General features: G+C 61.3%; 19 protein-coding genes. 10 read left to right on the top strand and 9 right to left on the bottom strand.

Features of this window, described 5'->3' with window-relative positions; all coding sequences use genetic code 11:
• Positions 1-17 precede the first annotated feature (17 nt).
• Positions 18-911, bottom strand: a complete 894-nt coding sequence (locus tag A7P95_RS05295) for an ABC transporter ATP-binding protein (RefSeq protein WP_067592295.1) — start codon at positions 909-911, stop codon at positions 18-20.
• Positions 912-1,078: 167 nt separating this feature from the next.
• On the opposite strand from A7P95_RS05295, the gene A7P95_RS05290 reads away from it, so the two are divergent.
• Positions 1,079-2,125, top strand: coding sequence for a 2,3-butanediol dehydrogenase (locus A7P95_RS05290; RefSeq protein WP_067592291.1), 1,047 nt, complete (start codon positions 1,079-1,081; stop codon positions 2,123-2,125).
• A gap of 242 nt (positions 2,126-2,367) precedes the next feature.
• Here the strand turns inward: A7P95_RS05290 and darH are convergent, their stop codons facing one another.
• From darH to A7P95_RS05275, 3 genes are all read right to left on the bottom strand, one after another.
• Entirely contained in the window at positions 2,368-3,369 is a 1,002-nt protein-coding gene (gene darH, locus A7P95_RS05285) for a BtrH-related acyltransferase DarH (RefSeq protein WP_067592288.1), read from the bottom strand.
• 158 nt (positions 3,370-3,527) lie between these two features.
• Complete coding sequence (locus tag A7P95_RS05280; RefSeq protein WP_067592285.1) at positions 3,528-4,055, bottom strand: methylated-DNA--[protein]-cysteine S-methyltransferase; 528 nt, start codon at positions 4,053-4,055, stop codon at positions 3,528-3,530.
• Between the two features lie 150 nt (positions 4,056-4,205).
• Positions 4,206-4,463, bottom strand: coding sequence for a SemiSWEET family transporter (locus A7P95_RS05275; RefSeq protein ID WP_067592282.1), 258 nt, complete (start codon positions 4,461-4,463; stop codon positions 4,206-4,208).
• A 374-nt stretch (positions 4,464-4,837) separates the two neighbouring features.
• On the opposite strand from A7P95_RS05275, the gene parC reads away from it, so the two are divergent.
• The 4 genes from parC to A7P95_RS05255 all read left to right on the top strand — a co-directional run bounded on the left by parC (position 4,838) and on the right by A7P95_RS05255 (position 11,359).
• Positions 4,838-7,144 carry a DNA topoisomerase IV subunit A gene (gene parC / locus A7P95_RS05270; protein WP_067592274.1) on the top strand — a complete coding sequence of 769 codons (2,307 nt, stop codon included), beginning with the start codon at positions 4,838-4,840 and terminating at the stop codon, positions 7,142-7,144.
• Positions 7,144-8,745 carry a sensor histidine kinase gene (locus A7P95_RS05265; protein ID WP_067592272.1) on the top strand — a complete coding sequence of 534 codons (1,602 nt, stop codon included), beginning with the start codon at positions 7,144-7,146 and terminating at the stop codon, positions 8,743-8,745. Before parC ends, A7P95_RS05265 begins: the two co-directional genes overlap by 1 nt.
• Positions 8,738-10,312: a sigma-54-dependent transcriptional regulator gene (locus A7P95_RS05260; RefSeq protein ID WP_067592268.1), complete on the top strand. Its 1,575-nt coding sequence runs from the start codon at positions 8,738-8,740 to the stop codon at positions 10,310-10,312. The genes A7P95_RS05265 and A7P95_RS05260 overlap by 8 nt, the downstream gene beginning before the upstream one ends.
• Before the next feature lie 285 nt (positions 10,313-10,597).
• A complete protein-coding gene (locus A7P95_RS05255) occupies positions 10,598-11,359 on the top strand; it encodes a class I SAM-dependent methyltransferase (protein WP_067592264.1) in 762 nt (253 codons plus the stop codon).
• A 157-nt stretch (positions 11,360-11,516) separates the two neighbouring features.
• Here the strand turns inward: A7P95_RS05255 and A7P95_RS05250 are convergent, their stop codons facing one another.
• Together A7P95_RS05250 and A7P95_RS05245 are read right to left on the bottom strand one after the other, a co-directional pair.
• Complete coding sequence (locus A7P95_RS05250; protein WP_067592262.1) at positions 11,517-11,906, bottom strand: hypothetical protein; 390 nt, start codon at positions 11,904-11,906, stop codon at positions 11,517-11,519.
• A 59-nt stretch (positions 11,907-11,965) separates the two neighbouring features.
• Positions 11,966-12,424: a hypothetical protein gene (locus tag A7P95_RS05245; protein WP_225748426.1), complete on the bottom strand. Its 459-nt coding sequence runs from the start codon at positions 12,422-12,424 to the stop codon at positions 11,966-11,968.
• A 503-nt stretch (positions 12,425-12,927) separates the two neighbouring features.
• On the opposite strand from A7P95_RS05245, the gene A7P95_RS05240 reads away from it, so the two are divergent.
• From A7P95_RS05240 to A7P95_RS05220, 5 genes are all read left to right on the top strand, one after another.
• Complete coding sequence (locus A7P95_RS05240; protein WP_067592448.1) at positions 12,928-13,452, top strand: hypothetical protein; 525 nt, start codon at positions 12,928-12,930, stop codon at positions 13,450-13,452.
• A 145-nt stretch (positions 13,453-13,597) separates the two neighbouring features.
• On the top strand, positions 13,598-15,580 hold the full coding sequence (locus A7P95_RS05235; RefSeq protein ID WP_067592260.1) for a transglutaminase TgpA family protein: 1,983 nt from the start codon (positions 13,598-13,600) through the stop codon (positions 15,578-15,580).
• 140 nt (positions 15,581-15,720) lie between these two features.
• A complete protein-coding gene (locus A7P95_RS05230) occupies positions 15,721-15,987 on the top strand; it encodes a putative hemolysin (RefSeq protein ID WP_067592258.1) in 267 nt (88 codons plus the stop codon).
• A 182-nt stretch (positions 15,988-16,169) separates the two neighbouring features.
• A complete protein-coding gene (dnaX, locus tag A7P95_RS05225) occupies positions 16,170-18,227 on the top strand; it encodes a DNA polymerase III subunit gamma/tau (RefSeq protein ID WP_067592255.1) in 2,058 nt (685 codons plus the stop codon).
• 55 nt (positions 18,228-18,282) lie between these two features.
• Positions 18,283-18,624 (top strand): YbaB/EbfC family nucleoid-associated protein, encoded by a 342-nt coding sequence (locus A7P95_RS05220; protein ID WP_067592252.1) that lies wholly within the window; start codon positions 18,283-18,285, stop codon positions 18,622-18,624.
• Between the two features lie 207 nt (positions 18,625-18,831).
• Here the strand turns inward: A7P95_RS05220 and aceF are convergent, their stop codons facing one another.
• The 3 genes from aceF to aceE all read right to left on the bottom strand — a co-directional run bounded on the left by aceF (position 18,832) and on the right by aceE (position 23,891).
• Positions 18,832-20,457 carry a dihydrolipoyllysine-residue acetyltransferase gene (gene aceF, locus A7P95_RS05215; RefSeq protein ID WP_067592246.1) on the bottom strand — a complete coding sequence of 542 codons (1,626 nt, stop codon included), beginning with the start codon at positions 20,455-20,457 and terminating at the stop codon, positions 18,832-18,834.
• 54 nt (positions 20,458-20,511) lie between these two features.
• On the bottom strand, positions 20,512-21,132 hold the full coding sequence (locus A7P95_RS05210; RefSeq protein WP_067592244.1) for a hypothetical protein: 621 nt from the start codon (positions 21,130-21,132) through the stop codon (positions 20,512-20,514).
• A gap of 68 nt (positions 21,133-21,200) precedes the next feature.
• Positions 21,201-23,891: a pyruvate dehydrogenase (acetyl-transferring), homodimeric type gene (aceE, locus tag A7P95_RS05205; protein WP_067592243.1), complete on the bottom strand. Its 2,691-nt coding sequence runs from the start codon at positions 23,889-23,891 to the stop codon at positions 21,201-21,203.
• Between the last annotated feature and the right edge of the window lie 96 nt (positions 23,892-23,987).

The raw sequence follows: 23,987 nt of genomic DNA, 5'->3' as shown, positions 1-23,987 counted from the left end.
TTTCAGGTAGCCTTTTTTCAGGTAGCCTGTTTGGCCAGAAAATCCAAATAAAAGCTTTCCAACGAGGCAAAGCCGAAACGGCAGGCCTGCGCGGTGTAGCCTCGGGCGTGCAGCGCGGCCAGCAGCTCGGCGGGAGCGGCGGTGTCGAAATGCAGCGTGCCGTCGGCGGCACGGCGGCCTTGCAACGCGGCCAGCTCGCCATCGGGCAGCGGCGGCTCGGTGCGCAGGCTGAGGCCGGATTCTGCGCCTTGCCGCAAAATATCGTGCAGCCCGCCGTGATACACCAGCCGCCCGCCGTGCAGCAGCGCGATGTCGCGGCACAGCAGCTCGATTTCCTGCAAATAATGCGAGGTGTACACCACGGTGATGCCTTGGCGGGCAAGCCCGGCCACGCTGTCTAAAATAAACCGGCGCGATTCGGGGTCGATGCCCACGGTGATTTCATCGAGAAAAATCAGCTTGGGGCGGTTGATGAGGCCGATGGCGAAATTCAGGCGCCGCTTGAGCCCGCCGGAGAGGTGTTTGGCCAGTTTGGCTCGGTGTTCAGAGAGGCCGGTTTGCGCCAACAGGTTTTTCAGGTAGCCTTCATCGCGCACGGCATACAGCGCAGCGAAAAAGCGCATATTGTCCCACACGGAAAGCAGCGGATAAAACGCAAAATCCTGCGGCACCAGCGACACGCGCTGCCGCTCCTTGGCCGGTAGCTTCTGCAGGGGCACGCCGTCAAACAAAATCTGCCCGCCCTGCACAGGCAAGAGCCCGGCCAAAAGCGACATCAGCGTGGTTTTGCCCGCACCGTTGGGCCCGAGCAGGCCCAGCGCCGAGCCTTCGGCCACCGGCAGGCTCACGCCGCGCAGCGTTTCTTCCCGCGCGCCCGGGTAGCGATAAGTAATCTCTTGTATTTCAATCATAAATATTCACACTCGCCCGCAAAGCGCCGCTGCTTTCCGCCCTGTGCTTCTCCCCGCCGCGCTCATAAAAAAATAATATCGAAATAATATAACAAATCCGCTTGAAACTCCCGCCCAAAGTTCCTACAATCAGCACTCCTTTCCAACCCAACATAAGGATTGCTGACATGAGCAAAATGAAAGCTGCACGATGGTACGGCCGCCGCGACATCCGCGTGGAAGACGTAGCCGTTCCCGAAATCACACGCCCCTCTCAAGTGAAAATCGCCGTGAAATACACCGGTATTTGCGGCAGCGACCTGCACGAATACCTCGGCGGCCCGATCTTTATCCCGGTAGAGAAAGAGCACCCCTATTCCGGCCGCAAAGCCCCGCTCACCCTCGGCCACGAATTCTCCGGCGAGATCGTGGAAGTGGGCGCCGACGTGACCAACGTGAAAGTGGGCGACCGCGTTACCGTTGAGCCGATTTTGGCCAAAGACGGCCTCAAAGGCAAATACAACCTCGACAAAAACCTCGGCTTCGTAGGCCTGGCTGCCGACGGCGGCTTCACCAGCTACTGCGTGGTAGACGGCGAATTGTGCCACAAGCTGCCCGACAGCATCGACTTCGAACAAGGCGCGCTCACCGAGCCCGCTGCCGTGGCTCTGTATGCCGTGCGCCAGAGCAAACTGAAAGCCGGCGACACCGCCGCCGTGTTCGGCTGCGGCCCCATCGGCCTGCTCACCATCGAAGCCCTGCGCGCCGCCGGTGCCACCACCATCTACGCCATCGAGCTTTCTCCCGAACGCCAGGAAAAAGCCCGCGAACTGGGCGCCGTGGTGATCGACCCCTCCAAAGTGAACGTAGTGGAACACATCAAAGCCGAAACCGACGGCGGCGTGAACGTGTCCTTTGAAGTAACCGGCGTGGCCCCCGTGCTCAAGCAAGCCATCGAATGCGTGGAAAACGACGGCGAATGCGTGATCGTGAGCATTTGGGAAAACGAAGCCTCCATCCACCCGAACGAAATCGTGATCAAGGAAAAAACCGTGAAAGGCATCATCGCCTACCGCGATATTTTCCCCGCCGTGCTGCAACTGATGGAACAAGGCTACTTCCCGAAAGAAAAACTGGTTACCAAACGCATCAAGCTGGAAGACATCGTGAACGAAGGCTTTGAAGCACTGGTGAAAGAGAAGAGCCAGGTGAAAATCCTCGTGTCTCCGAACTAATCGCTTGTTTCAAGCCGCTACCGCCTGCATGGGAAACCGTGCGGGCGGTTTTTGCTGGCTATAGCGAATCAAATTGGCTTTCGATACGAGGCAGCGAGCCGCAGACAGTACAGGAGTACGGCAAGGCGAGCTAACACTGTAGCGAAAGTTAAGTTGGTTCGCTATACCTGAAAACCTGCCGGCCATGCCTGCCATATTGGGCAAGAATATTTTCAGGTAGCCTCTTGCCATCCGCGCAGCTGCTATTTTGCGCCACGCAACAGCCCGCGCCACAGCCGTTCTTCCCTATCCGCAATCTCCCGCAGGAAAGTGGCAATTTGCGCGCAGCCCTGTTCACCCGGACGTTTGCACTGCTTCACGCACAAGCTGGCGAGCTGGCGCCATTGATCGCCGATGTCGGTCATTTCCTGCGAGGCGGCCTGCCAATCGGGGCGCGCGCAAATATCGGCGGCCTGCTCGAGGAAGTAGGCGTAGAGGTAGCGGAAGCCGGCGCCGCCGGTGCCGATTTCTTCCTGCATGCGCACCAGGTGGCCGAGCCACAGTTTTTGGTATTTGGCATCCGCCTGCGGCAGGCGTTCGATTTTCTTGGCCACGGTACGCATGCCGCGCACGCCCACAAAAAATACGGGCGCGAGCATGTGTTTGGCGTTGCGGCGGACGGCATCGCGCAACAGGCTGGGCAAACGCGCGGCCAGCTGCTGTTTTTCAGGTAGCCTTTGCGCATCCACGGTATACATCAGGCCTTTGCCGGCAAGCGTGCCTTTGGCGAAACGGGCACGCTGCAAATCGGCGGCGGGGCAGCGCTGCGGGCATTCGAACACCGGGTCGCTAATCAGATAATCGCCGCCCTCGCGGCCATAAACCAGGAGGTTGTGCGCGTTGAAGTGAAAGCGCATTTCGGGCGGGAAATACGGCAGCCAATACACGGAAGTCTGCAAGCCCACCGGCCGGCCTTGCGCCAGCTCGGCATCCAGCGCGGCGGCGCCCTGCTCGGGGCGGGCAAATTTTTGCAGTTTCAAACGGATGCCCAAGGCGCGGCACACGTTTTTGATGATGCTGCGCGGGGCGGCACGGTAGGAAATCAGCGGCATGCCGTTGAGCTTGACGACGGGTAGGTAAACGAAGGTGAGCGCGTGCGCCAAGCCGAACACCATGGCTTCGTTGAGGTCGTAGCCGTGGTGTTTGAGCAGGGTGGAAACGACGCCGCTTTCGCAGTGGGCGGTGTGCTGGTGGGTAAAATTCATGGCGGATGTGTGGTGGGACGGGGTGGCGGATGATACGCGAAAACAGGGGAAAACGAAATTTCAGGTAGCCTCTGGCGGGCGGGGAGGCTACCTGAAAACGCGGCTTCAACGCATTCAAATACGGCGCGGCAAAGTTTCCGTGCAGCGGGCGCACGGCATCAGCCGAGCAAATCGGGCTGCGCCTGATGCCGCCCGTGTTCGTGGTCGAGCAGCCATTGTTTGCGGTGCAGGCCGCCGCCGTAGCCGGTGAGGCTGCCGTCTTTGCCGATCACGCGGTGGCAGGGGATGAGGATGGATACGCGGTTGGCGCCGTTGGCGGCGGCCACGGCGCGCACGGCGGCGGGCTTGCCCAAGGATTCCGCCAGCGCCTGATAGTGGGTGGTCTCGCCGTAGGGAATGCTTTGCAGCGCAGCCCACACCTGCCGCTGAAATGGGCTGCCGGGCGTGTGTAGCGGCACGCTGAAGCTTTGCCGCTCGCGTCGGAAGTATTCGCCGATTTGGGCGGCGGCAAGGCGGGTGTGGGCATTTTCGCCGATTTTGCTTTGGCTGCCGAGCAGGCGTTGCAAGTCGTGCAGCTCGCCTTCGATGCGGCGGCTGCCGGCAAATTCGAGCAGGCAGAGGCCGTGTTCGCTGGCACCGGCGAGCATATTGCCCAGGGGCGTGGGGAAGGTGTGCAATACGATCATGTTTGGTTCCGTTCAATTTTTCAGGTAGCCTACCGTGCGGGCATGGGCTACCTGAAATTTATATGGCGAATCACATTGGCTTTCGATATAAGACAGCATTAGGAATACGGCAAGGCAGGCTAACGCCATAGCGAAAGTTGTGTTGGTTCGCTATAACGCGGTGACAAAGGCCACCAGCCCGAACACGATGCCGGGCGCGTTGGCCAGCGCGATGGGAATGTCGCGCGGTTTTTTGAATAAGCCGTAGATAACCCACAGCGTGCAGTTGAGGGCGGCCACCAGGGGCTGGATCGGGCTGCCTTTGTGGCCGGCCAGGTTGTTGGCAATTTGCGGGATGTAGGCCACATACATGCCCACGGCCATCACGGTGGCCACCACGGCCAGAATGCGGATTTGTTTTTCGTTCATGGTGTTATCCTTGTGTGTTCAACGTTTGCATGCCGGCTTGAAGCTTGCCGGTTTCCCGTTTTAGCTGCGCTGAAGCTTACGCTTTAGCTTCGCAGAAACTCAGCCTTGCTCCGCAAGGCATCGTTTTCAGGTAGCCTTTTTGCCTGGCGGCAGGCCGCCCGAAGGCGCGCGATTATAAACCCTCCGCCGCCGCCTTCCTTTCCCCGCAACAAAACTTAACCCAAGCCGTGCGCCCGTTTTTGCCGCGCCCCAAGCTCGGCCCGCCGCGTTGAATCCCCAGTTTTCAGGTAGCCCTTGCGCACAGCCAAGGCTACCTGAAAACCCTTGCTTGCTTTACAATTACGCCGTTTCACAACCCAAACACCCGCCACACCATGCCAGAAAACACCCCCCACGCCGGCAACGATACCCTGCTGCTCGCCCCCTACGCCGAACGCGCCTACCTCGAATACGCCATGAGCGTGGTGAAAGGGCGCGCCCTGCCCGACGTGGGCGACGGCCAAAAGCCCGTGCAGCGGCGCATCCTGTATGCCATGAAAGAAATGGGGCTGGCCGCCAACTCCAAGCCCGTGAAATCCGCACGCGTGGTGGGCGAAATCCTCGGCAAATACCACCCCCACGGCGACGCCTCCGCCTATGACGCCATGGTGCGCATGGCGCAAGACTTTACCCTGCGCTATCCTTTAATCGACGGCATCGGCAACTTCGGCTCGCGCGACGGCGACAGCGCCGCCGCCATGCGCTACACCGAAGCCCGCCTCACCCCCATCGCCGAGCTGCTGCTTTCCGAGCTGCACCAAGGCACGGTGGATTTCGTGCCCAACTACGACGGTGCGTTTGAAGAGCCCGTCTCCCTGCCCGCCCGCCTGCCCATGGTGCTGCTCAACGGCGCCTCCGGCATCGCCGTGGGTATGGCCACCGAAATCCCGCCGCACAATCTGGGCGAAGTCACCACCGCCGCCGTGGCCCTGCTCAAAAAGCCCGCGCTCACCACCGCCGAGCTGATGGAACACATCCCCGCCCCCGATTTCGCCGGCGGCGGCCATATCATCACCCCCGCCAAAGACCTGCACCAGCTCTACGACACCGGCAAAGGCAGCATCCGCGTGCGTGCCCGTTATGAAATCGACAAGCTCGCCCGCGGCCAATGGCGCCTCATCATCACCGAGCTGCCGCCCAACACCAGCGCGCAGAAAATCCTCGCCGAAATCGAAGAGCAAACCAACCCCAAGCCCAAAGCCGGCAAAAAACAGCTCAACCAAGACCAGCTCAACACCAAAAAGCTGATGCTCGACCTCATCGACAAAGTGCGCGACGAAAGCGACGGCGAACACCCCGTGCGCCTCGTGTTCGAGCCCAAATCCAGCCGCACCGACCCCGCCGACTTCATCAACACCCTGATGGCACAAACCGGCTTGGAAGGCAACGTGCCGGTGAACCTGGTGATGATCGGGCTGGACAACCGCCCCGCGCAGAAAAACCTCAAAACCATCCTGCAAGAATGGCTCGATTACCGCGTGTCCACCGTCACCCGCCGCCTGGCGTACCGCCTCGAACAGGTGCTCAAACGCATCCACATCCTCGACGGCCGCATGACCGCCTTCCTGCACATCGACGAAGTCATCCGCGTGATCCGCGAAGCCGACGAGCCCAAGCCCGAGCTGATGGCCGCCTTCGGCCTTTCCGAAATCCAAGCCGAAGACATTTTGGAAATCCGCCTACGCCAGCTCGCCCGCCTGGAAGGATTCAAGCTGGAGCAAGAGCTGGCCGACCTGCGCGAAGAAGAAGGCTACCTGAAAAACCTGCTGGCCGACGAAGGCGCCAAGAAAAAGCTCGTCATCAAAGAAATGCAGGCCGACGCCAAACAGTTTGGCGACCCGCGCCGCACGCTGGTGGCCGAAGCCGAACGCGCCGCGCTCACCCACACCACCGCCGATGAGCCGGTAACGCTCATCCTCTCGCAGCAGGGCTGGATACGCAGCCGCTCCGGGCACGGGCTGGATTTGTCGGCCACCACCTTCAAAGAGGGCGACGCCTTGCAGCAAACGCTGGAAACGCGCACCGTCGACCCCGTGGTGGTGTTCGACACGCTCGGCCGCAGCTATACCATCGACCCGGCCGAAATCCCCGGCGGTCGCGGCGACGGCGTGCCGCTGGCCTCGCTGATTGAATTACAGCCCGGTGCCGCCGTGCTCGCCATGCTGGCCGGCCAGCCGCAAGACCACTACCTACTCGCCGGCAGCGGTGGCTACGGCTTCATCGCCAAGCTGGGCGATTTGGTGGGGCGCGTGAAAGCGGGCAAGGAAGTGGTGAAGCTGGAAAGCGGCGAAACCATGCTGCCACCGTTGCCGGTGCGCCAATCTTCGCTCATCAACCCGGATTGCCGCTTGGTGCTGGCCAGCGAGGGCAAATACCTGCTCGCCTTCCCGATAGGCGAATTGAAAGTGATGGCCAAGGGGCGCGGCCTGCAACTGATGTCGCTGCGCGGCGGCGACAAGCTGCAACTGGCAGCTTTGGTGTCCACGCCGGATTTCTGGGCAGAAAGCAAGGGCAGGCGCGGCGCGGCGCACCGCGAACGGCTGCGCGTGCAAGATATTGAAGGCAAACGCGGGCACAAAGGCCGGCTGCTGGAAGTTTCAGGTAGCCTCACCGCACTCTCTGCCACACAGGAGGCTTCGTGATGCCCGCTTTTCTGCGCCCCGATCAGGAAATAGACAGCCAGTTCGACCGCCTGCCCTGGCTGATGAACATCGCCCGCGTGAGCCTACTGCTCTCACTGCTTACTTTCCACGTGCTGGTAAACGCCTACGGCAGCAATGTGGGCATGGCGCGGCTGGCGGCGATGCCCATCTTCAGCAGCCGCTTCTATATTTGGGCAGCGGCCTACGGCGGCCTCATCGTATTCAGCATGGCCTTCCCCAACTGGCAGCGGCAAGACAACAACCTGCCCAACATCAGCGCGGTGGCCGACATCACCATGATGGTGCTGCTGATGCACCTAGCCGGCGGCATTTCCTCCGGCTTCGGCATCCTGATCCTGCCCTTTATCGGCGTATCCTGCCTGCTCAGCCACGGTCGCTATCCGCTGCTGTATGCCTCCTACGTGGCCCTGCTGCTGATTATCGGCACTTGGCTGCGCTATTGGCCGCTGGAAGCCAACACCCAGGGCGGCAGTAATGCGATTATCCACACGCTGGTGCTCTCCGCAGCAGGCTATCTGGTGGCGCTGCTCACCTCGTTTTACGCCTCCTTCCTCAACCGCGCCTCCTCCACCCTGAGCAAACACCGCCGTGCCTTCGACCGCCTCAAAGGCTTAAACGAATTGGTGCTGAACCATGTGTCTGAAGCTGTGGTGGTGGTGGACGCCAGCAGCCGTATTTGGCTGATGAACCGCCAGGCCGGCCACTATTTCCCCTATGTGCAGGTAGACCGCTACGAAGAAATATTTGCCCTGCTGGTGAAACGCTGGCAGCGCGCGCCCACCCGCAACTTCATCACCCATGCCGAGCTGGGCGGGCAAGGCGTGCAGGTGCGCGCCCGCCCGCTGGTGCGCAGCGACGAATCGCTGCTGATGCTGTTTATCCGCTCCGATCAGGAAGTGGCCGTGGAAGCCATGGCCACCAAGCTTGCCGCGCTCGGCCAGCTCACCGCCAACCTAGCGCACGAAATCCGCAACCCGCTCTCCGCCATCCGCCAATCCAATGACCTCCTAGCAGAAGAAGACGAAGACCCGATGACCGCCAAACTGCGCGGCATCATCGACAACAACATCCAGCGCATCGACAAAATGCTGGAAGAAGTGAGCAGCCTAAACAAGAGCGACCGCCTCAACGGCCAAAGCATCAACCTGATGAAATTCTGGCTCGATTTCAAGCAGGAATTCCTGCTCACCCGCCCCGAAGCCAGAAACGCAGTTCACCTCTATATGCAGGGCGGCCCGCTGAAAGTGTATTTCGACAAGATGCACCTGCAGCAGATTCTGTGGAACCTCATCAACAACGCCTGGCAACACGGCAGCCAAGGCCGCGACTCCATCACCGTGATGGTGAAGCCCACCGACGACGGCATCGCCGTATCGCTCACCGTGATGGACGACGGGCCCGGCGTATCGCCGGAAAACCAGCCGCGCCTGTTCGAGCCGTTTTTCACCACCCGCGCCGAAGGCACCGGGCTGGGCCTGTATGTGGCACGCGAGCTGGCCCACGCCAACTCCGGCCAGCTCTCCTACCATCCCGAAATCAAGGGATTCGAACTAACCATGCCGAAAGACCTCAATGAGTAAACAAAGCCTGCAAAAACCGGTATTGGTTGTGGACGACGAACAAGATATCCGCGACCTGATGGAAATGACCCTGATGAAAATGGGCTTATCGGTGGAAACCGCCGAGGGCGTCAATGCCGCCAAAAAGTGGCTCGACAACAAAAAATTCTCCCTCGTGCTCACCGATATGCGCATGCCCGACGGCTCCGGGCTGGAAGTGGTGGAATACATCAACGAAAAAGAGCTGGATGTGCCCGTGGCCGTGATCACCGCCTTCGGCAATGCCGACCAGGCCGTGCAGGCCATCAAAACCGGCGCCTTCGACTACCTGCAAAAGCCCATCACTCTGGCACAGCTGCGCACCCTGGTGAAATCCGCCATCAAAATCAACGAAGAAGACAGCCGCCCGGCCGGCACCGCCGCCAAAGCAGAGCCGGCCGAACCCGTGGCCGCCGCCCAGCCCGAAAGGCTACCTGAAAAAAGCGAGCCCGCCGCAGCCGAAGCACCCCTCGCCCCCGCCGCACCCGCCAAACAGCCCGCCGCCAACCCCGAAGACATCCCCCGCCTAATCGGCCGCTCCCCGCAAATCGAAGAAGCGCGGCAGATGATCCGCAAGCTCGCCCGCACCACCGTGCCCGTGTATATCGCCGGCGAATCCGGCTCCGGTAAAGAGCAGGCCGCGCGCAGCATCCACGAGCTTTCCGACAGGCGCAGCCGCCCCTTCGTGGCCGTAAACTGCGGCGCCATCCCCGAAAACCTGATGGAAAGCGAATTCTTCGGCTACAAAAAAGGCAGCTTCACCGGCGCCGACCAAGACCGCCTCGGCTTCTTCCAACACGCCCACGGCGGCACCCTCTTCCTCGACGAAGTGGCCGACCTGCCCCTGCACATGCAGGTGAAGCTCCTGCGCGCCATCCAAGAGAAAGCCGTGCGCCGCATTGGCGACGCGCAAGAAGTGAAAGTAGACGTGCGCATCATCTCCGCCACCCATAAAGACCTAGCCGGCCTCGTGGCCAAAGGCGCCTTCCGCCAAGACTTGTTCTACCGCCTCAACGTCGTCTCCCTCACCATGCCGCCCCTGCGCGAAATGTGCGAAGACCTGCCCCAGCTCATCACCCAGCTTCTGCGTAAACACCGCCAAGGCGGCGACTACACCCTCACCCAGCCCGCCAAACAAGCCCTCCTGCAATACAGCTACCCCGGCAACTTCCGCGAGCTGGAAAACATCCTCGAACGCGCCGTTGCCCTTGCCGCCGACCACACCATCGACGCCGCCGACCTCCAGCTCTCCAGCTCCCCCCTGCTGGAAGAAGACGAAGACGATTGGGGCAGCGCCATCGCCGCCGTCAGCCCCCCCGGCCACAGCGAGCCCGACGCCGCCCACCCAGCCAACGACAGCCAGCCGAGCGAGCTGCCCGGCTTTGTGCTCGGCCGCACCCAAGTGCAAGACTACCTCGACGACGTCGAACGCATGATCATCGAGCAAGCCCTGCAAAAAACCCGCTACAACCGCACCCAGGCCGCCAAACTGCTCGGCATCAGCTTCCGCTCCATGCGCTACCGCATGGAACGCCTCGAAATCGAATAGCCGAAGCATTTGGCAGAAACAAGGTGGCAGATTTTCAGGTAGCCTTTGAGGCTACCTGAAAATTTATCCGCATGAATACAAAAACATTTTCTGCACCCGTTTCCGCAAACGCTATTGTAAATCGGCGTTGCCATGCCGATACCCTCCCGCCGGACGGCAAGCCGAAAGAGTAAAATACTCAACATCTCTTTTCAGGTAGCCCTCCTGCCGCCAAGGCTACCTGAAAACCCCGGCTACACTAAAGTTAAACCCCGCCGCAAACGCCAGCCCACACCCATCCCAGCCATGCACCCCATCCCCCTCCTCGCCCCCGCCCCGCACACCCTGCCCAAACACGCCCGCCACCCCGCCCTCGTCATCACCCACACCCCACCCGCCTCCGGCCTCTACCTCGCCGCCGAAGAGCACGGCATCGTCTTGCACCGCGCCGGCAGCAAAGGCAGCGTGTGGGTTGATTTCACTGCCGGCACCGCGCAACACCGGCGGCTGCACGGCGGCGGCGAACTGCTCGCCAAAGCCGTCGGCCGCAGCAAACAGCCCACCGTGTGGGACGCCACCGGCGGGCTCGGCCGCGACAGCTTCGTCCTCGCCGGCCTCGGCCTGCACGTGCACATTTTCGAGCAACACCCAGCCGTCTACTGCCTGCTCGCCGACGGCCTCGCACGCGCCATGCACCATCCCGACACCGCCGAAACTGCCCGCCGCCTCACCCTGCACCTCACCGATGCCGCCGCGCACATGCCCCTGCTCACCGCGCAAACCGGCCGCCCGCAAGTGGTCTATCTCGACCCGATGTACCCCGAACGGCGCAAATCCGCCGCCGTGAAAAAAGAAATGGCCTTCTTCCACGAGCTGGTCGGCACCGCGCAAAATGATGCCGCCCTGTTTGACGCCGCCCTCGCCGCCGCCACCGCCCGCGTGGTGGTGAAGCGCCCGCGCCTGGGCGAGTTCCTCTGCAGCCGAGAGCCCGACTACCAATACACCGGCAAATCCACCCGCTTCGATGTGTACCGCCCCTTGTCGCCCAGCCCGGATGCGGCTACCTGAAAACAGGCTGAATTTCTGCGAAGCTAAAGCACAGCTTCAACGCAGTTCAAACAAGAAAAGCGAATTGCTGCGCAGCCCAAGCATCGGCTGCCATGAAAACAAAACCTCCCGCCGGCCACACGGGCTGCGGGAGGTTGGTTTGATCTGTTGCGGCGTATCAGCGCTGCTGGCTTTCCAGCAAGGCTGCACGTTCTTTAAACGCTTCGTGTTCCTGCGGCGTGAGAATCCACATTTCCACGATATTGCCCGCGCCGTTGCGGCGCAGCGCCACCACTTTGCCGGTGTAGTTCGGCAGCTGGCCGTGGGTGATGAAGCGGTTGTTTTCGTCTTTGATGCGCACGCCCTGCACCATATCGAAGGTTTTCGCGCCGTTGTCCAGCCAGCCCAAAGTCAGCACGCGCAGCCAGGAAAAGCCTTCCGAAGTAAGCGTAACCTGCGGGAAAGAGGCCGATTTCAACACTGCCACTTCCATGCTGTTGATGGGGAAGCGGTAGGCCCAAACCGTGCTGCTAAACGCCAGCAGCAATACCAAGAAATATTTTTTCATCTGCATCTGCCTGTGTGGGTTAAAACGCGTTCATTATAATGCCATCGATGCGCGCCCGGCTACTTGCACGCCGCCGGCACGGCCCGCCACACGCGCGAAAGCGTGGTGCCGTTGGCATACAGCCGGATGGTGGAGCTCCTCACCCCGCGCTGCTGCACGTTCATCAGCACGCCGTCGCGCTTGGTGAACGGATTGTGCAGCGCCACCGTGTATCCCGAGTTGGTGTAGGAGCGCACCTGGATGAAGTTTTCCGGCAGTCGCAGGCGGGTTTGCAGCTGTTTTTGCAAGCATTGCGCGGCCTCGCCCGGCGCCTTGTCGCTCTGCACCTCCACTTCCGCCCTGCCCCGCTCCGGCAGGCTGCGGAAACCGTATGCCGTGCGCGAACTGCCGATTTTCACATCATCGTTGTAGTTGATATGCGACTGCTGCCGGCGGATGCCCGCCGCCTCCGGCGACACACAGCCGGCCAACACCCACACCGGCATCAAACACAGCAACAGCTTAGAACACTTCAACATTCTTCATCCCTCGTTATAGTTTCCACAGGCCGCAGAACGGCAAGCCCGGCATCATAGCAGCCCTCCAAGCAATTTCGAAACCGTTTAACCCGCCTTTACCCCAATATACTGTTCCCAATCTTCTTTTTACACTATAAAGGCTACCTGAAAGCGCAGCTTCAACGAAGTGGACCGATGTTTTGGCCTAGCCCAAGCTGAGTTTCTGCGAAGCTAAAACACCAACCACAAGCCCCACCGCCAAGCATTCTTAGAACAAATATCCTTGACACCGCCTCCCCGCCTGCCTTAGACTGCGCCCCATGAAAACGCAAAACTTCTCCTTCGCCCCCTTTTATTGGTACCGCCAAACCGCGCGGTATCTTTTGGCGTCTGCATAAAACGCAGCTGCCAGCAGCAAAGAGAAGCTACCGCCCGGAACCACCCGAGCGGTTTTTTTATTGCCCACGGCAGGCCGCTCAAACATGGATCAAACTATGAACAGCCCAGCCGAACAGGAACACAAAATGACCGCTCTAGCCCATCAAATCAGCCAAATCCCCGCCACCCAGCCGCGCACCGAGCTGCAACGCTGGTACCTTGCCGTAGACGGCAACCAACACCGCGCCGATTTGCAGGAAAGCACCCCGCAAGACAAAAACTTCATGCTGTGCGAAGCCCTGCTGCCGCAAATCCGCACCCTCGCCTGCCTGATTGCCGCCGAACGGCACGATTTCGGGCAGCATAGCCCCGAAGTGTTCACTGAAGAAGCCGATTGGTTTGCCGCACGCATTTTGGTGTTGGGCGTGCGCGTGTTCCACCTCGACATCACCCTGATTCCCATGTTGCAAACCGCCAACCGCCGCGCCGCCGCCTACGCCCGCAAACACAATCTGCCCTTCACCCCCGCGCAAATGCGCATGAGCCTGCACGCCACCCGCCCGCACGGCGGCCTGATTTTGGAAAACGCCCGCTTTGCCGACACAGATTTGGGTATAATCGGCAACTCGCTGCAACTGAGCCACGCCCTGCCCGACATCATTGTCAAATAAACGTGCGGGCCGGTACCCGGAAGGCAGCTTTCCACAGCACACCACCCGAGCCGCCCCGCCAAGAAAAGGCTACCTGAAAAACCAAAGGCTACCTGAAAAATCATACCGTTGCAGCCAAAGTGGCGCTCTGCAAAACCAAAACATCATGCTCGTCCTCAACCCCGAATACATCAACCGCCCGTCCGAACGCCTGCCGCGTTTGGGCGTTCTGCTGCTTTTGCTGTGGATTGTGTTGCCGCTGGCCTTCGCCCTGCCCACCTCCGTGATCGTCATCTTCGGCGTGCTGTGGTTTATCCAGCTCGGCTTCACGCTGGCCAATGTGCGCGGGCTGAATCCGTGGCTGAACGCCATTGGCGGCATCCTGCTGTTTGCCCTGGTATTTTCCCAGCTGGGCACCGTGTTCGGCAGCGAAGGCGGCAGCGCCCTCCTGCTGCTGATGGTGCTGATGAAAACCTTCGAAAGCCGCCAACTGCGCGACTGGCACATGCTGCTGGCCGCCATGATCTTCCTCATCGGCGCCACCGTATTGCTCAACCAAAACATGTTTATCGGCCTGTGGCTCTTGGCCGCCCTGTTCGGCACCGCCACCTGCGTGGCGCTGCTCAATATGCCGTTGCGCCTCGCCTTCCGCCACGCCGCCACTGCCCTGCTGCTCACCCTTCCGCTGGCTGCCGTATTGTTTGTGGCCGTGCCGCGCATGAACGAGCCTTTGTGGCGCATTCCGCAGCCCAACCAAAACCAAGCCAAAACCGGCCTCTCCGACACCATGCAGCCCGGCAGCATCAGCAATCTGGTGCAGAGCAACGAGCTAGCCTTCAACGCCACCTTCGACAACGGCTACACCCCCCAGCCCGCCGACCTCTATTGGCGCGCCATCACCATGAGCCAGTTTGACGGCAGCCAGTGGAGCGCCGACGACAACTTCGTGGAAAGCAACGCCGACACCGCCCTCACCCCCACCGTGGTTTCCTACAGCATGATCATGCGCGACGAGCAAGGCCGCATCCCCGCGCTCGACTATCCCTACATCAACTCCACCGCCGCCAACTCACGCAGCCGCATGCACTTTGCCGAAGGCCACACCGTGCGCGTGCGTAGCCACGACGGCCTGCGCCGCTTCACCCTGCAAGCCGCCGTGGGCAACAGGCTACCTGAAAACCTGCCCGGCTGGCAGCAGCGCCGCCTCAGCGCCCTGCCCCGCACCGGCAACCCGCGCACCCGCGAGCTTGCCGCCCAGCTGCGCAGCCAATCCGCCAACGCCACCGACCTGGTCAACCGCACCCTCGCCTACTACCGCAGCCAGCCCTTCGCCTACACCCTCACCCCCCCGCTCGACGACAGCGCCAACCGCATCGATAACTTCCTCTTCACCAGCCGGCGCGGCTTCTGCGAACACTACGCCGAAAGCTTCGTCGTCCTCATGCGCGCCGCCGGCCTGCCCGCCCGCGTGGTAACCGGCTACCAGGGCGGCGAATACAACCCCGACGGCGGCTTCTGGCAAGTGCGCGGCAAAGACGCCCACGCCTGGGCCGAAGTATGGCTGCCCGAAGCACGCGCCTGGCTGCGCGTCGACCCCACCGCCAACGTGAGCAGCAACCGCATCGAGCAAGGCCTCTCCTCCGCGCTCGAAGGCGGCGAACAAGAGCTGGTGGCCGGCAGCAACAGCTGGCAGTGGTGGAGCAAGCTCACCGCCGAAAGCCAGTTTTACTGGCAGCAATGGGTGGTGAACTACGACAGCAGCGCCCAGCAAAACCTGTTCCGCCGCCTCGGCTTCAGCGGCTTCAACCTGCTCAGCCTGCTCACCTTCCTGCTCATCGGCGGCGCCGTTGCCCTGATTCCGCTGTGGCTGTGGTGGCGGCGCAGCAGCCGGCGTTTTGCCAACCTCTTGGAAGAAGGCTTCGCCCGCGTGAAAGAGCGCCTGCTCGATGTAGAAAACGTCTCCCTCGCCGCCCTCGGCCCCATCGAAACCGCCGACATCCTGCGCGAGCAAGAACGCCTCAGCCCCGAGCTGGAAGACCTGCTGCAACAATACGCCCGCTGGAACTACGCCGACGGCCTGCCCTCCGCTGCCGAGCAGAAACGCTGGTACCGCCGATGCTGCCGCGCCATGCGCAAAATCCGGCTGTGAGCCCGCGGCTTTACTTCCCCAAACTTAGCTTAACGCCCAAGCCGCTGTTTATCTGTTATTTTTCAGGTAGCCTTTGATGGAGCAGTCCGGTTCCCTCAAAGGCTACCTGAAAATTTGTGATACTAGAGAAAGGACAACCCATGAAACGCTTCCTCCCCCTGATGGCCCTGGCCACCCTCGCCGCCTGCGCCGGCAACCAAGCCGTCACTTCCGCACCCGCCGCAGCCTCCGAGCCCGCCGTGGGCATGGCCAACCCCGCCAGCGTGTATTGCGTGCAGCAGGGCGGCAAGTCTGAAATCCGCAAAAACCAAGACGGCAGCGAATACGGCATGTGCATCCTGCCCGACGGCAAAGCAGTGGAAGAGTGGGAATACTACCGCGCCAACAACGGCGGCAATAGCAAATAAACCGCCGCCCACCCAACAGGCTACCTGAAAATCCCGACGCAGCAGCCGCATCGGATTTTCAGGTAGCCTGTTTGCACCTCATCCCGCGCACAGAAACACAGCGATAATGTTAGAATAGCGCCCGCGCCGCGCCGCCCGCGCGGCCAACCGTTTCAGTCAAGCATTCCAGCAAAGCATCCCACATGGCCTACCAAGTTCTCGCCCGCAAGTGGCGCCCCAAAACCTTCGCCGACCTCGTCGGGCAGGAACACGTTGTCAAAGCCCTGCAAAACGCCCTGGGCAAAGGCCGCCTGCACCACGCCTACCTGCTCACCGGCACTCGCGGCGTGGGCAAAACCACCATCGCCCGCATCCTCGCCAAAAGCCTCAACTGCGAACACCCACGCGAAGGCGAGCCCTGCGGCGAATGCCAGGCCTGCCGCGACATCGACGCCGGCCGCTTTGTGGATCTGCTCGAAATCGACGCCGCCTCCAACACCGGCATCGACAACATCCGCGAAGTGCTGGAAAACGCCCAATACGCCCCCACCGCCGGCAAATACAAAGTCTATATCATCGACGAAGTGCACATGCTCTCCAAATCGGCCTTCAACGCCATGCTCAAAACCCTGGAAGAGCCGCCTGAGCACGTGAAATTCATCCTCGCCACCACCGACCCGCACAAAGTGCCCGTTACCGTGCTCAGCCGCTGCCTGCAATTCGTGCTGCGCAACATGACCGCCCAGCAGGTATCGCAACATTTGGCGCACGTGCTAAACAGCGAACACATCGCCCACGAGCCCACCGCCCTCGCCCTCATCGGCCGTGCCGCCGCCGGCTCCATGCGCGACGCCCTCAGCCTGCTCGACCAGGCCATCGCCATGGGCTCCGGCAGCGTAAACGAAGCCGACGTGCGCCAAATGATCGGCGCCGTCGATCAGCGCTATCTTTATGCCCTGCTGCAAGCCGCCGCCGCCCAAGACGGCGCCGCCCTGCTTGCCACCGCGCAGGAAATGGCCGGCCGCGCCATCGGCTTCGACAGCGCCCTAAGCGAGCTCGCCCTGCTGCTGCAAAAGCTCGCCCTGTTCAAAACCGTGCCCGCCGCCATCCCCGCCGACGACCCCGAATACTCCACCCTGCAACAGCTCACCAAGCAGCTGGGCGACGAACAAATCCAGCTCTACTACCAATGCCTCATCCACGGCAAGCAAGACCTCCCGCTCGCCCCCGACGAATACGCCGGCTTCGTCATGACCCTGCTGCGCCTGCTCGCCTTCGCCCCCCTCGCCGCCGAGCACGCCCCCGCCGGCAGCCACATCAGCGGCACCGAACTGCACGACCCCGTTCCCGCCCCAAAGCCCCATCCGGCTGCCCCGCCGCAGCCGGTTCCACCCGCACAGAGGCTAGCTGAAAACCATCCCGCAGCAAGCGCACCCAGCCCAGCCAACAACAGCGCGCTTCCCGCAAACGAAAGCACGCCAGCCGAAACCGCCGCACACAACACAGAAAGGCTACCTGAAAATATTTCAGGTAGCCCAAACGGCCAGCACGAGCCTTCCTCGCCCCCAAACGAACCCGGCAATCCGGCGCCCTATTCAATCGAACCCGAGCACCCATATCCTGCCGAGCCGCAAGCCGCTCCAGCCGAAACGCTTCCCTCCGCTTTCGAGAGCAGCCCGCCGTGGGACGACATCCCGCCGCCCGCCAGTTTGGAAGCCCTGCAGTCCGAAAGCCAGCCAAACCAAAGGCTACCTGAAAACGAGCAAAGCAGGCCAAACGAGCCTTCTCCCACCCCAGCAGCCGATGCCGAACCCCCCGAACACGCCGGCACAGCCTCCCTCCCCCTGCCCAGCGCCAGCACTTGGCCGGATATCGCAGCCGCCCTCGCCCCCAAAATCGGCGCAGCCCAAATGAGCGCCCAGCACACCGCCTGCCTCGGCTACGACCCGCAGCAGCAGCTGCTCACCCTCGCCGTAGCCGAAGCCGGGCAGGTCAGCATCAGCCGCGAGCACATCCAGCGCATCGAGCAGCACCTCGCCGCCGCCTACGGCCACCCCGTCGCCATCCGCACCACCGACTGGCCGGCCGACGGCAGCGCCCCCGAAACCCTCGCCCTGCGCCAGCAGCGCCTGCGCCAAGCCGCCCGCGAGCAAGCCCAAAATCTGCTCGAAAGCGACCCCGCCGCGCAAGACATCCTCCGGCTCTTCGGCGCCCGCTGGCTGCCCGAAAGCCTTGTATTGCAGGAAGGCGGCCACACCTAAGGCCACAACTGCCAAACACCCTTTTTCCCCACCCACTTTTTACAGGAGCACACCCATGTTCAACAAAGCCGGCCTCGGCAACCTGATGCAGCAAGCACAGAAAATGCAGGAAAAAATGAAACAGGCGCAAGCCGAGTTGGCCAACATCACCGTCGAAGGCGAAGCCGGCGGCGGCCTGGTGAAAATCACCCTCAGCTGCCACCACGCCGTCAAACGCATCCAAATCGACGACAGCCTCGCCGCCGATGCCGCCAGCGACAAAGAAATGCTCGAAGACCTGATTGCTGCCGCCTTCAACGACGCCTCGCGCAAAGTGGAAGCCGCCGCCCAAGAGCACATGGCGCAATTCACCCAAGGCCTCGGCCTGCCCCCCGGCATGGACAATTTCTTCAAATAACCCGCCGCATCGGAACTACCGGCTGCCCGAACCCAATCGGCCAGCCGGTTTGTTTTGCCCGCCGCAACCGTTTGAGCGAAATTCACTTCGTTCGTTTTGGCGAAACTCTCTTCGTTCGTTTTCAGGTAGCCGCCAGGCCACCTATCCCGCCCGCCAACAAAAAGGCTACCTGAAACAATCAGGTAGCCTTTCATCATGCCCAAACGCTTACAGCGAAACGCGGCGGAAGTCTTTGAGCAGGTTGGCCAGATACACGGTGAAACGCATACCGGCGGCGCCGTCGATCACGCGGTGGTCGAACGACAGGGAGAGCGGGCACATCAGGCGTGGTTCGAAAGCGGAGCCGTTCCACACCGGTTTCATCTGCGATTTGCACACGCCCAAAATGGCCACTTCCGGCGCGTTCACAATCGGCGTGAAGCCGGTGCCGCCGATGCCGCCCAGGCTGGAAATGGTGAAGCAGGCGCCCTGCATTTCCTGCGGTTTGAGCTTGCCTTCACGGGCTTTTTTGCTCAATTCGCCCAGCTCGATGCTGATTTCCTTGAGGCCTTTTTTGTCCACGTCTTTAATCACGGGCACCACGAGGCCGTTCGGCGTGTCGGCGGCAAAGCCGATGTGGAAGTATTTCTTCAGAATCAGGTTGTCGCCGTCGAGCGAAGAGTTGAACTCGGGGAAGGCTTTGAGCACGGACACGCTGGCTTTGATGATGAAGGCCAACGGCGACAGTTTCACGCCTTCGCGCTCCCATTCTTTGTTGAGCTGCTTGCGGAAGTTTTCCAGCTCGGTCATGTCGGCATCTTCGTTTACGGTAACGTGCGGGATCATCACCCAGTTGCGCGACAGGTTTTGGCCGGAAATCTTCTTGATACGGCTGAGCTCTTTCACTTCGATTTCACCGAATTTGGCAAAATCCACTTTCGGCCACGGCAGCAAATCCAAACCGCTGCCCAAAGAGGCGCCGGCGGCAGCCGGTTTGCCCGCGCCACCCTGCATGGCGGCTTTCACAAATTCTTTGATGTCGCCTTTGGTGATACGGCCTTTGTTACCAGTGCCTTTCACCAGGCTCAAATCTACGCCCAGCTCGCGCGCCAGCTTGCGGGCGGAGGGGCCGGCATGCGCCTTGGCGAAACCGGCTTCGTTGATCGGGGCGCTGCCGTAGGCGGCGGTGGCCGGAGCGGCAGGTGCGGCGGCGGGAGCGGGGGCAGCCGGGGCAGCCGGGGCGGCTTTGGGCGCTTCGGCCGGAGCAGGGGCAGGCGCGGCTGCGGCAGCAGCACCGGCGGCGGCCACATCGATAATCACGGTACCTTCGGAAACCTTGTCGCCCACTTTCAGGTGCACGGCGGTGACGGTGCCGGCGGCGGTGCAGGGCACGTCCATGGTGGCTTTGTCGGTTTCTAGGGTAATCAGGGTGTCGTCCACAGCCACGGTGTCGCCCACTTTCACTTCCACGGCGATCACATCCACGTTTTCATGGCCGCCGATATCGGGCACGGCTACCTGAACATTGGCTGCGGCGGCTGGAGCAGGTGCAGCAGCCGGAGCGGGGGCGGGCGCGGCTTTGGGCGCTTCGGCGGGCGCAGCGGCAGCGGCTGCACCAGCGGCTTCCACCAGCACGATCACGGTGCCTTCAGATACTTTGTCGCCCACTTTCACTTTCACTTCCTTCACCACGCCTGCGGCATCGGCCGGCACGTCCATGGTGGCTTTGTCGGTTTCCAGGGTGATCAGGGTGTCGTCTAGCGCGATGGTATCGCCGGCCTTCACGGCCACGTCGATCACGTCTACATTTTCGTGTCCGCCGATATCGGGGACTTTGATTTCTACGGTGCTCATAAGCGTTCCTTATGCTATTCGGTTGGATGCCGGCGGCAAACCGGCATCATGAAATTAACGTCTTCTTCTGCAACTTACCGCATCTTGCAATGCCACGGGCTTCAGCTGGCCTTGTGCGCCGACTTCATACACCGACACCGCGCAGCGCCGCCCCGACAGGCCGATCACTTCGTAATCGCGCCCGGCCTGCGGCACAAACGAGGCCATGCGGGTGTTGCACGAGCCCTCGTTTTGAATGGTGATGTGCTGCATGGTCGGTTCGGGCATATTCCGTAAACCGATGTAGGCAGCCTGCACGTTCACGGCCTTGCCGGCCGGCACGGCATATTCGCGGAAAAACGCCCGCGAGAGGACGCCGTTCATTTGGCCGATGCTTTTGCTGTGCGCGGTTTCGGGCATGCCCAGGCTGCGGCTTTTGACCGTGCCGGCAAACGAGCCGAGTGCATCGCCCAAGCTGCCGCCCACGTTCACTTTGTGGCCGCGGCGCGCCCGCCGGTCTTCAGCTTCGCAGTCGATGCCGCTCACCATGATGGTGGGCTTTTCGTTTTGGCCGTAGAGGCGCACGCGCGCTTGGGTGTTGCTGTCGTAGCTGGTGCTTTCTTCCTGCACCACCGGCGCATTGGATGCGCAGGCAGCCAGCAAAACGGCTGAGCAGATTAAGAATAACGGTTTCATTGCTTTTCCTTTTCGGTTTTCAGGTAGCCTCATACTGCGGTGAGGCTACCTGAAAATTCAAGGGCGGTTTAGCGTTTCCAGCTGGGCGCCACTTCGGTTTGCACGCCGTATTTCTCGATGGCTTGCTGTACCACGTCTTTGCCCACTTTGCCCTGTTTGGCCAAAGCGTCGAGCGCGGCCACGGCCACGTGGTAGCGATCCACTTCAAAGAAGCTGCGCAGGTTGGCGCGGCTGTCGGAGCGGCCGAAACCGTCGGTGCCGAGCACCACATAATCGCCGTTTTCTTTGGGGATGTAGGCGCGGATGCGGTCGGCGAAGCTGCGGATGTAGTCGGTAGCGGCAACCACCGGGCCGGTGTGGCCTTGCAGCTGCTGGCTCACGAAGGGCAGCTTCTGCTCGGCAGCCGGATGCAGGCGGTTCCAACGGTCGGTTTCGATGGCTTCGCGGTGCAGCAGGTTGAAGGAGGGGCAAGACCAGATGTCGGCTTCCACGCCGAAGTCGTTCTTCAGCAGTTCGGCGGCGTGAATCACTTCCTGCAGGATGGTGCCGGAGCCCATCAGCTGAACGCGTTTGTCGCCTTTGCCGCCCTCGCGGAACAAATACATGCCTTTGAGGATTTCCTGCTCGATGCCTTTGCGCTGCGGCATGGCGGGGTGGGCGTAGTTTTCGTTCATCAGGGTGATGTAGAAGAACACGTCTTCGTTGTCCACATACATGCGGCGCAGGCCGTCTTGCACGATCACGGCCACTTCGTATTGGAAGGTGGGGTCGTAGCTCACGCAGTTCGGAATCAGGTCGGCCTGCAGCTGGCTGTGGCCGTCTTCGTGTTGCAGGCCTTCGCCGTTGAGGGTGGTGCGGCCTGCGGTGCCGCCCAAGAGGAAGCCGCGGGCGTGCATGTCGCCGGCTGCCCAGGCCAAATCGCCCACGCGCTGGAATCCGAACATGGAGTAGTAAATATAGAACGGAATCATGGCGTAGTTGTTGTTGGCATAGCTGGTGGCGGCAGCAATCCAATCTGCCATGGCGCCGGGCTCGTTGATGCCTTCCTGCAGGATTTGGCCGTCTACCGATTCTTTGTAGAACATCAGCTGATCTTTATCCTGCGGGGTGTATTGCTGGCCTTTCGGGTTCCAAATGCCGTATTGGCGGAACATGCCTTCCATACCGAAGGTGCGGCTTTCATCGGGCACAATCGGCACGATGCGGCGGCCGATTTGCTTGTCTTTCAGCAAGGCAGCCAAGATGCGCACGAAGGCCATGGTGGTGGAGAATTCGCGCTCGCCGCTGGATTGCAGCTGGGCATCGAAGGTTTCCAATGCGGGAATCGGCAGGGCTTCGGTGCTCGGATGGCGTGCCGGCAGGTAGCCGCCCAAAGCGTTGCGGCGCTCGCGCAGATACTGCATTTCCGGGCTGTCTTCGGGGAAGCGGAAATAAGGCAGGTTGCCGCTTTCGATTTGCTCATCAGTCACTTCGATACCGAAGCGGTCGCGGAACTGTTTGAGCGACTGCACGTCCATCTTCTTGGCTTGGTGGGCCACGTTCTGGCCTTCACCGGAAGCGCCCATGCCGTAGCCTTTGATGGTTTTGGCCAAGATCACAGTGGGGCGGCCGTCTGCGTTGTTCACGGCTTCGTGGTAGGCGGCATACACTTTATACGGGTCGTGGCCGCCGCGGTTCAATGCCCAAATTTCGGCATCGGACATATCGGCCACCATTTCACGCAGTTCGGGCGTGTTGAAGAAGTGCTCGCGCACATAGGCGCCGTCTTTGGATTTGAAGGTTTGGTAGTCGCCGTCCAGACATTCTTCCATGCGCTGTTTGAGGGCGTGGTTGGTGTCTTTGGCCAGCAGGGCGTCCCAACGGCGGCCCCAGATGACTTTCAGCACGTTCCAGCCGGCGCCGCGGAAGTTGCCTTCCAGCTCTTGGATGATTTTGCCGTTGCCGCGCACCGGGCCGTCCAAACGCTGCAGGTTGCAGTTGATCACGAAAATCAGGTTGTCCAAACCTTCGCGAGCAGCCAAAGCGATGGCACCCTGGCTTTCCGGCTCGTCCATTTCGCCGTCGCCGCAGAAGCACCATACTTTGCGGCCTTTGGTTTTGGCTAGGCCGCGGGATTCCAGATATTTCAGGAAGCGTGCCTGATAAATCGCCATCAACGGGCCCAAGCCCATGGATACGGTGGGGAACTGCCAGAAATCGGGCAGCAGGTGCGGGTGCGGGTAAGACGGCAGACCTTGGCCGCCCACTTCCTGGCGGAAGTGGTCCAGCTGCTCTTCGCTCAGGCGGCCTTCCACAAAGGCGCGGGAATAAATACCGGGGGAAGAGTGGCCTTGCACAAACACCAAATCGCCTTCTTCGCCGGCGGCTTCGTTTTTGGCACGCCAGAAGTGGTTGAAGCCCACGTCATACAAAGTGGCGGAAGACTGGAAGGAAGCGATGTGGCCGCCCAGCTCCAAATCTTTTTTGCCGGCACGCAGCACCATGGCGGCGGCGTTCCAGCGGATGGCGGCGCGGATGCGGTGCTCCAGCTCCATATTGCCGGGCGATCTCTGCTCGCGGCCCACGGGAATGGTGTTCAGATAAGCGGTGGTGGCGCTAAACGGCAGGTGCACGCCGCGGCGGCGGGTGTAGCGCACCAGGTTTTCCAACAGAAAATGCGCCCGCTCCGAGCCTTCGGTTTCGAGCACGGAACTGAGCGCATCCAGCCACTCTTGGGTTTCAATCGGGTCTACATCGTGATCATGTTTCTCAACAGACATAATCCTCATCCTCTTTACTTCGGGTTAATCAACAAAATTCGCTTTTTCGTTTTGCAACACAGCAGAAATCAGCTATAAAAGCATACGCTTAAACAA

The sequence above is a fragment of the Eikenella longinqua genome (assembly GCF_001648355.1).
In the GTDB taxonomy this organism is placed as follows: domain Bacteria; phylum Pseudomonadota; class Gammaproteobacteria; order Burkholderiales; family Neisseriaceae; genus Eikenella; species Eikenella longinqua.
Note: the sequence above shows the minus strand (reverse complement) of the source record. Positions and strands in the feature narration are given on the sequence as shown.

Coding starts and splice junctions, on each gene's coding strand:
- A7P95_RS05295 (WP_067592295.1), bottom strand. CDS start 911: ATGATTGAAATACAAGAGATTACTTATCGCTACCCGGGCGCGCGGGAA.
- A7P95_RS05290 (WP_067592291.1), top strand. CDS start 1,079: ATGAGCAAAATGAAAGCTGCACGATGGTACGGCCGCCGCGACATCCGC.
- darH (WP_067592288.1), bottom strand. CDS start 3,369: ATGAATTTTACCCACCAGCACACCGCCCACTGCGAAAGCGGCGTCGTT.
- A7P95_RS05280 (WP_067592285.1), bottom strand. CDS start 4,055: ATGATCGTATTGCACACCTTCCCCACGCCCCTGGGCAATATGCTCGCC.
- A7P95_RS05275 (WP_067592282.1), bottom strand. CDS start 4,463: ATGAACGAAAAACAAATCCGCATTCTGGCCGTGGTGGCCACCGTGATG.
- parC (WP_067592274.1), top strand. CDS start 4,838: ATGCCAGAAAACACCCCCCACGCCGGCAACGATACCCTGCTGCTCGCC.
- A7P95_RS05265 (WP_067592272.1), top strand. CDS start 7,144: ATGCCCGCTTTTCTGCGCCCCGATCAGGAAATAGACAGCCAGTTCGAC.
- A7P95_RS05260 (WP_067592268.1), top strand. CDS start 8,738: ATGAGTAAACAAAGCCTGCAAAAACCGGTATTGGTTGTGGACGACGAA.
- A7P95_RS05255 (WP_067592264.1), top strand. CDS start 10,598: ATGCACCCCATCCCCCTCCTCGCCCCCGCCCCGCACACCCTGCCCAAA.
- A7P95_RS05250 (WP_067592262.1), bottom strand. CDS start 11,906: ATGAAAAAATATTTCTTGGTATTGCTGCTGGCGTTTAGCAGCACGGTT.
- A7P95_RS05245 (WP_225748426.1), bottom strand. CDS start 12,424: ATGTTGAAGTGTTCTAAGCTGTTGCTGTGTTTGATGCCGGTGTGGGTG.
- A7P95_RS05240 (WP_067592448.1), top strand. CDS start 12,928: ATGACCGCTCTAGCCCATCAAATCAGCCAAATCCCCGCCACCCAGCCG.
- A7P95_RS05235 (WP_067592260.1), top strand. CDS start 13,598: ATGCTCGTCCTCAACCCCGAATACATCAACCGCCCGTCCGAACGCCTG.
- A7P95_RS05230 (WP_067592258.1), top strand. CDS start 15,721: ATGAAACGCTTCCTCCCCCTGATGGCCCTGGCCACCCTCGCCGCCTGC.
- dnaX (WP_067592255.1), top strand. CDS start 16,170: ATGGCCTACCAAGTTCTCGCCCGCAAGTGGCGCCCCAAAACCTTCGCC.
- A7P95_RS05220 (WP_067592252.1), top strand. CDS start 18,283: ATGTTCAACAAAGCCGGCCTCGGCAACCTGATGCAGCAAGCACAGAAA.
- aceF (WP_067592246.1), bottom strand. CDS start 20,457: ATGAGCACCGTAGAAATCAAAGTCCCCGATATCGGCGGACACGAAAAT.
- A7P95_RS05210 (WP_067592244.1), bottom strand. CDS start 21,132: ATGAAACCGTTATTCTTAATCTGCTCAGCCGTTTTGCTGGCTGCCTGC.
- aceE (WP_067592243.1), bottom strand. CDS start 23,891: ATGTCTGTTGAGAAACATGATCACGATGTAGACCCGATTGAAACCCAA.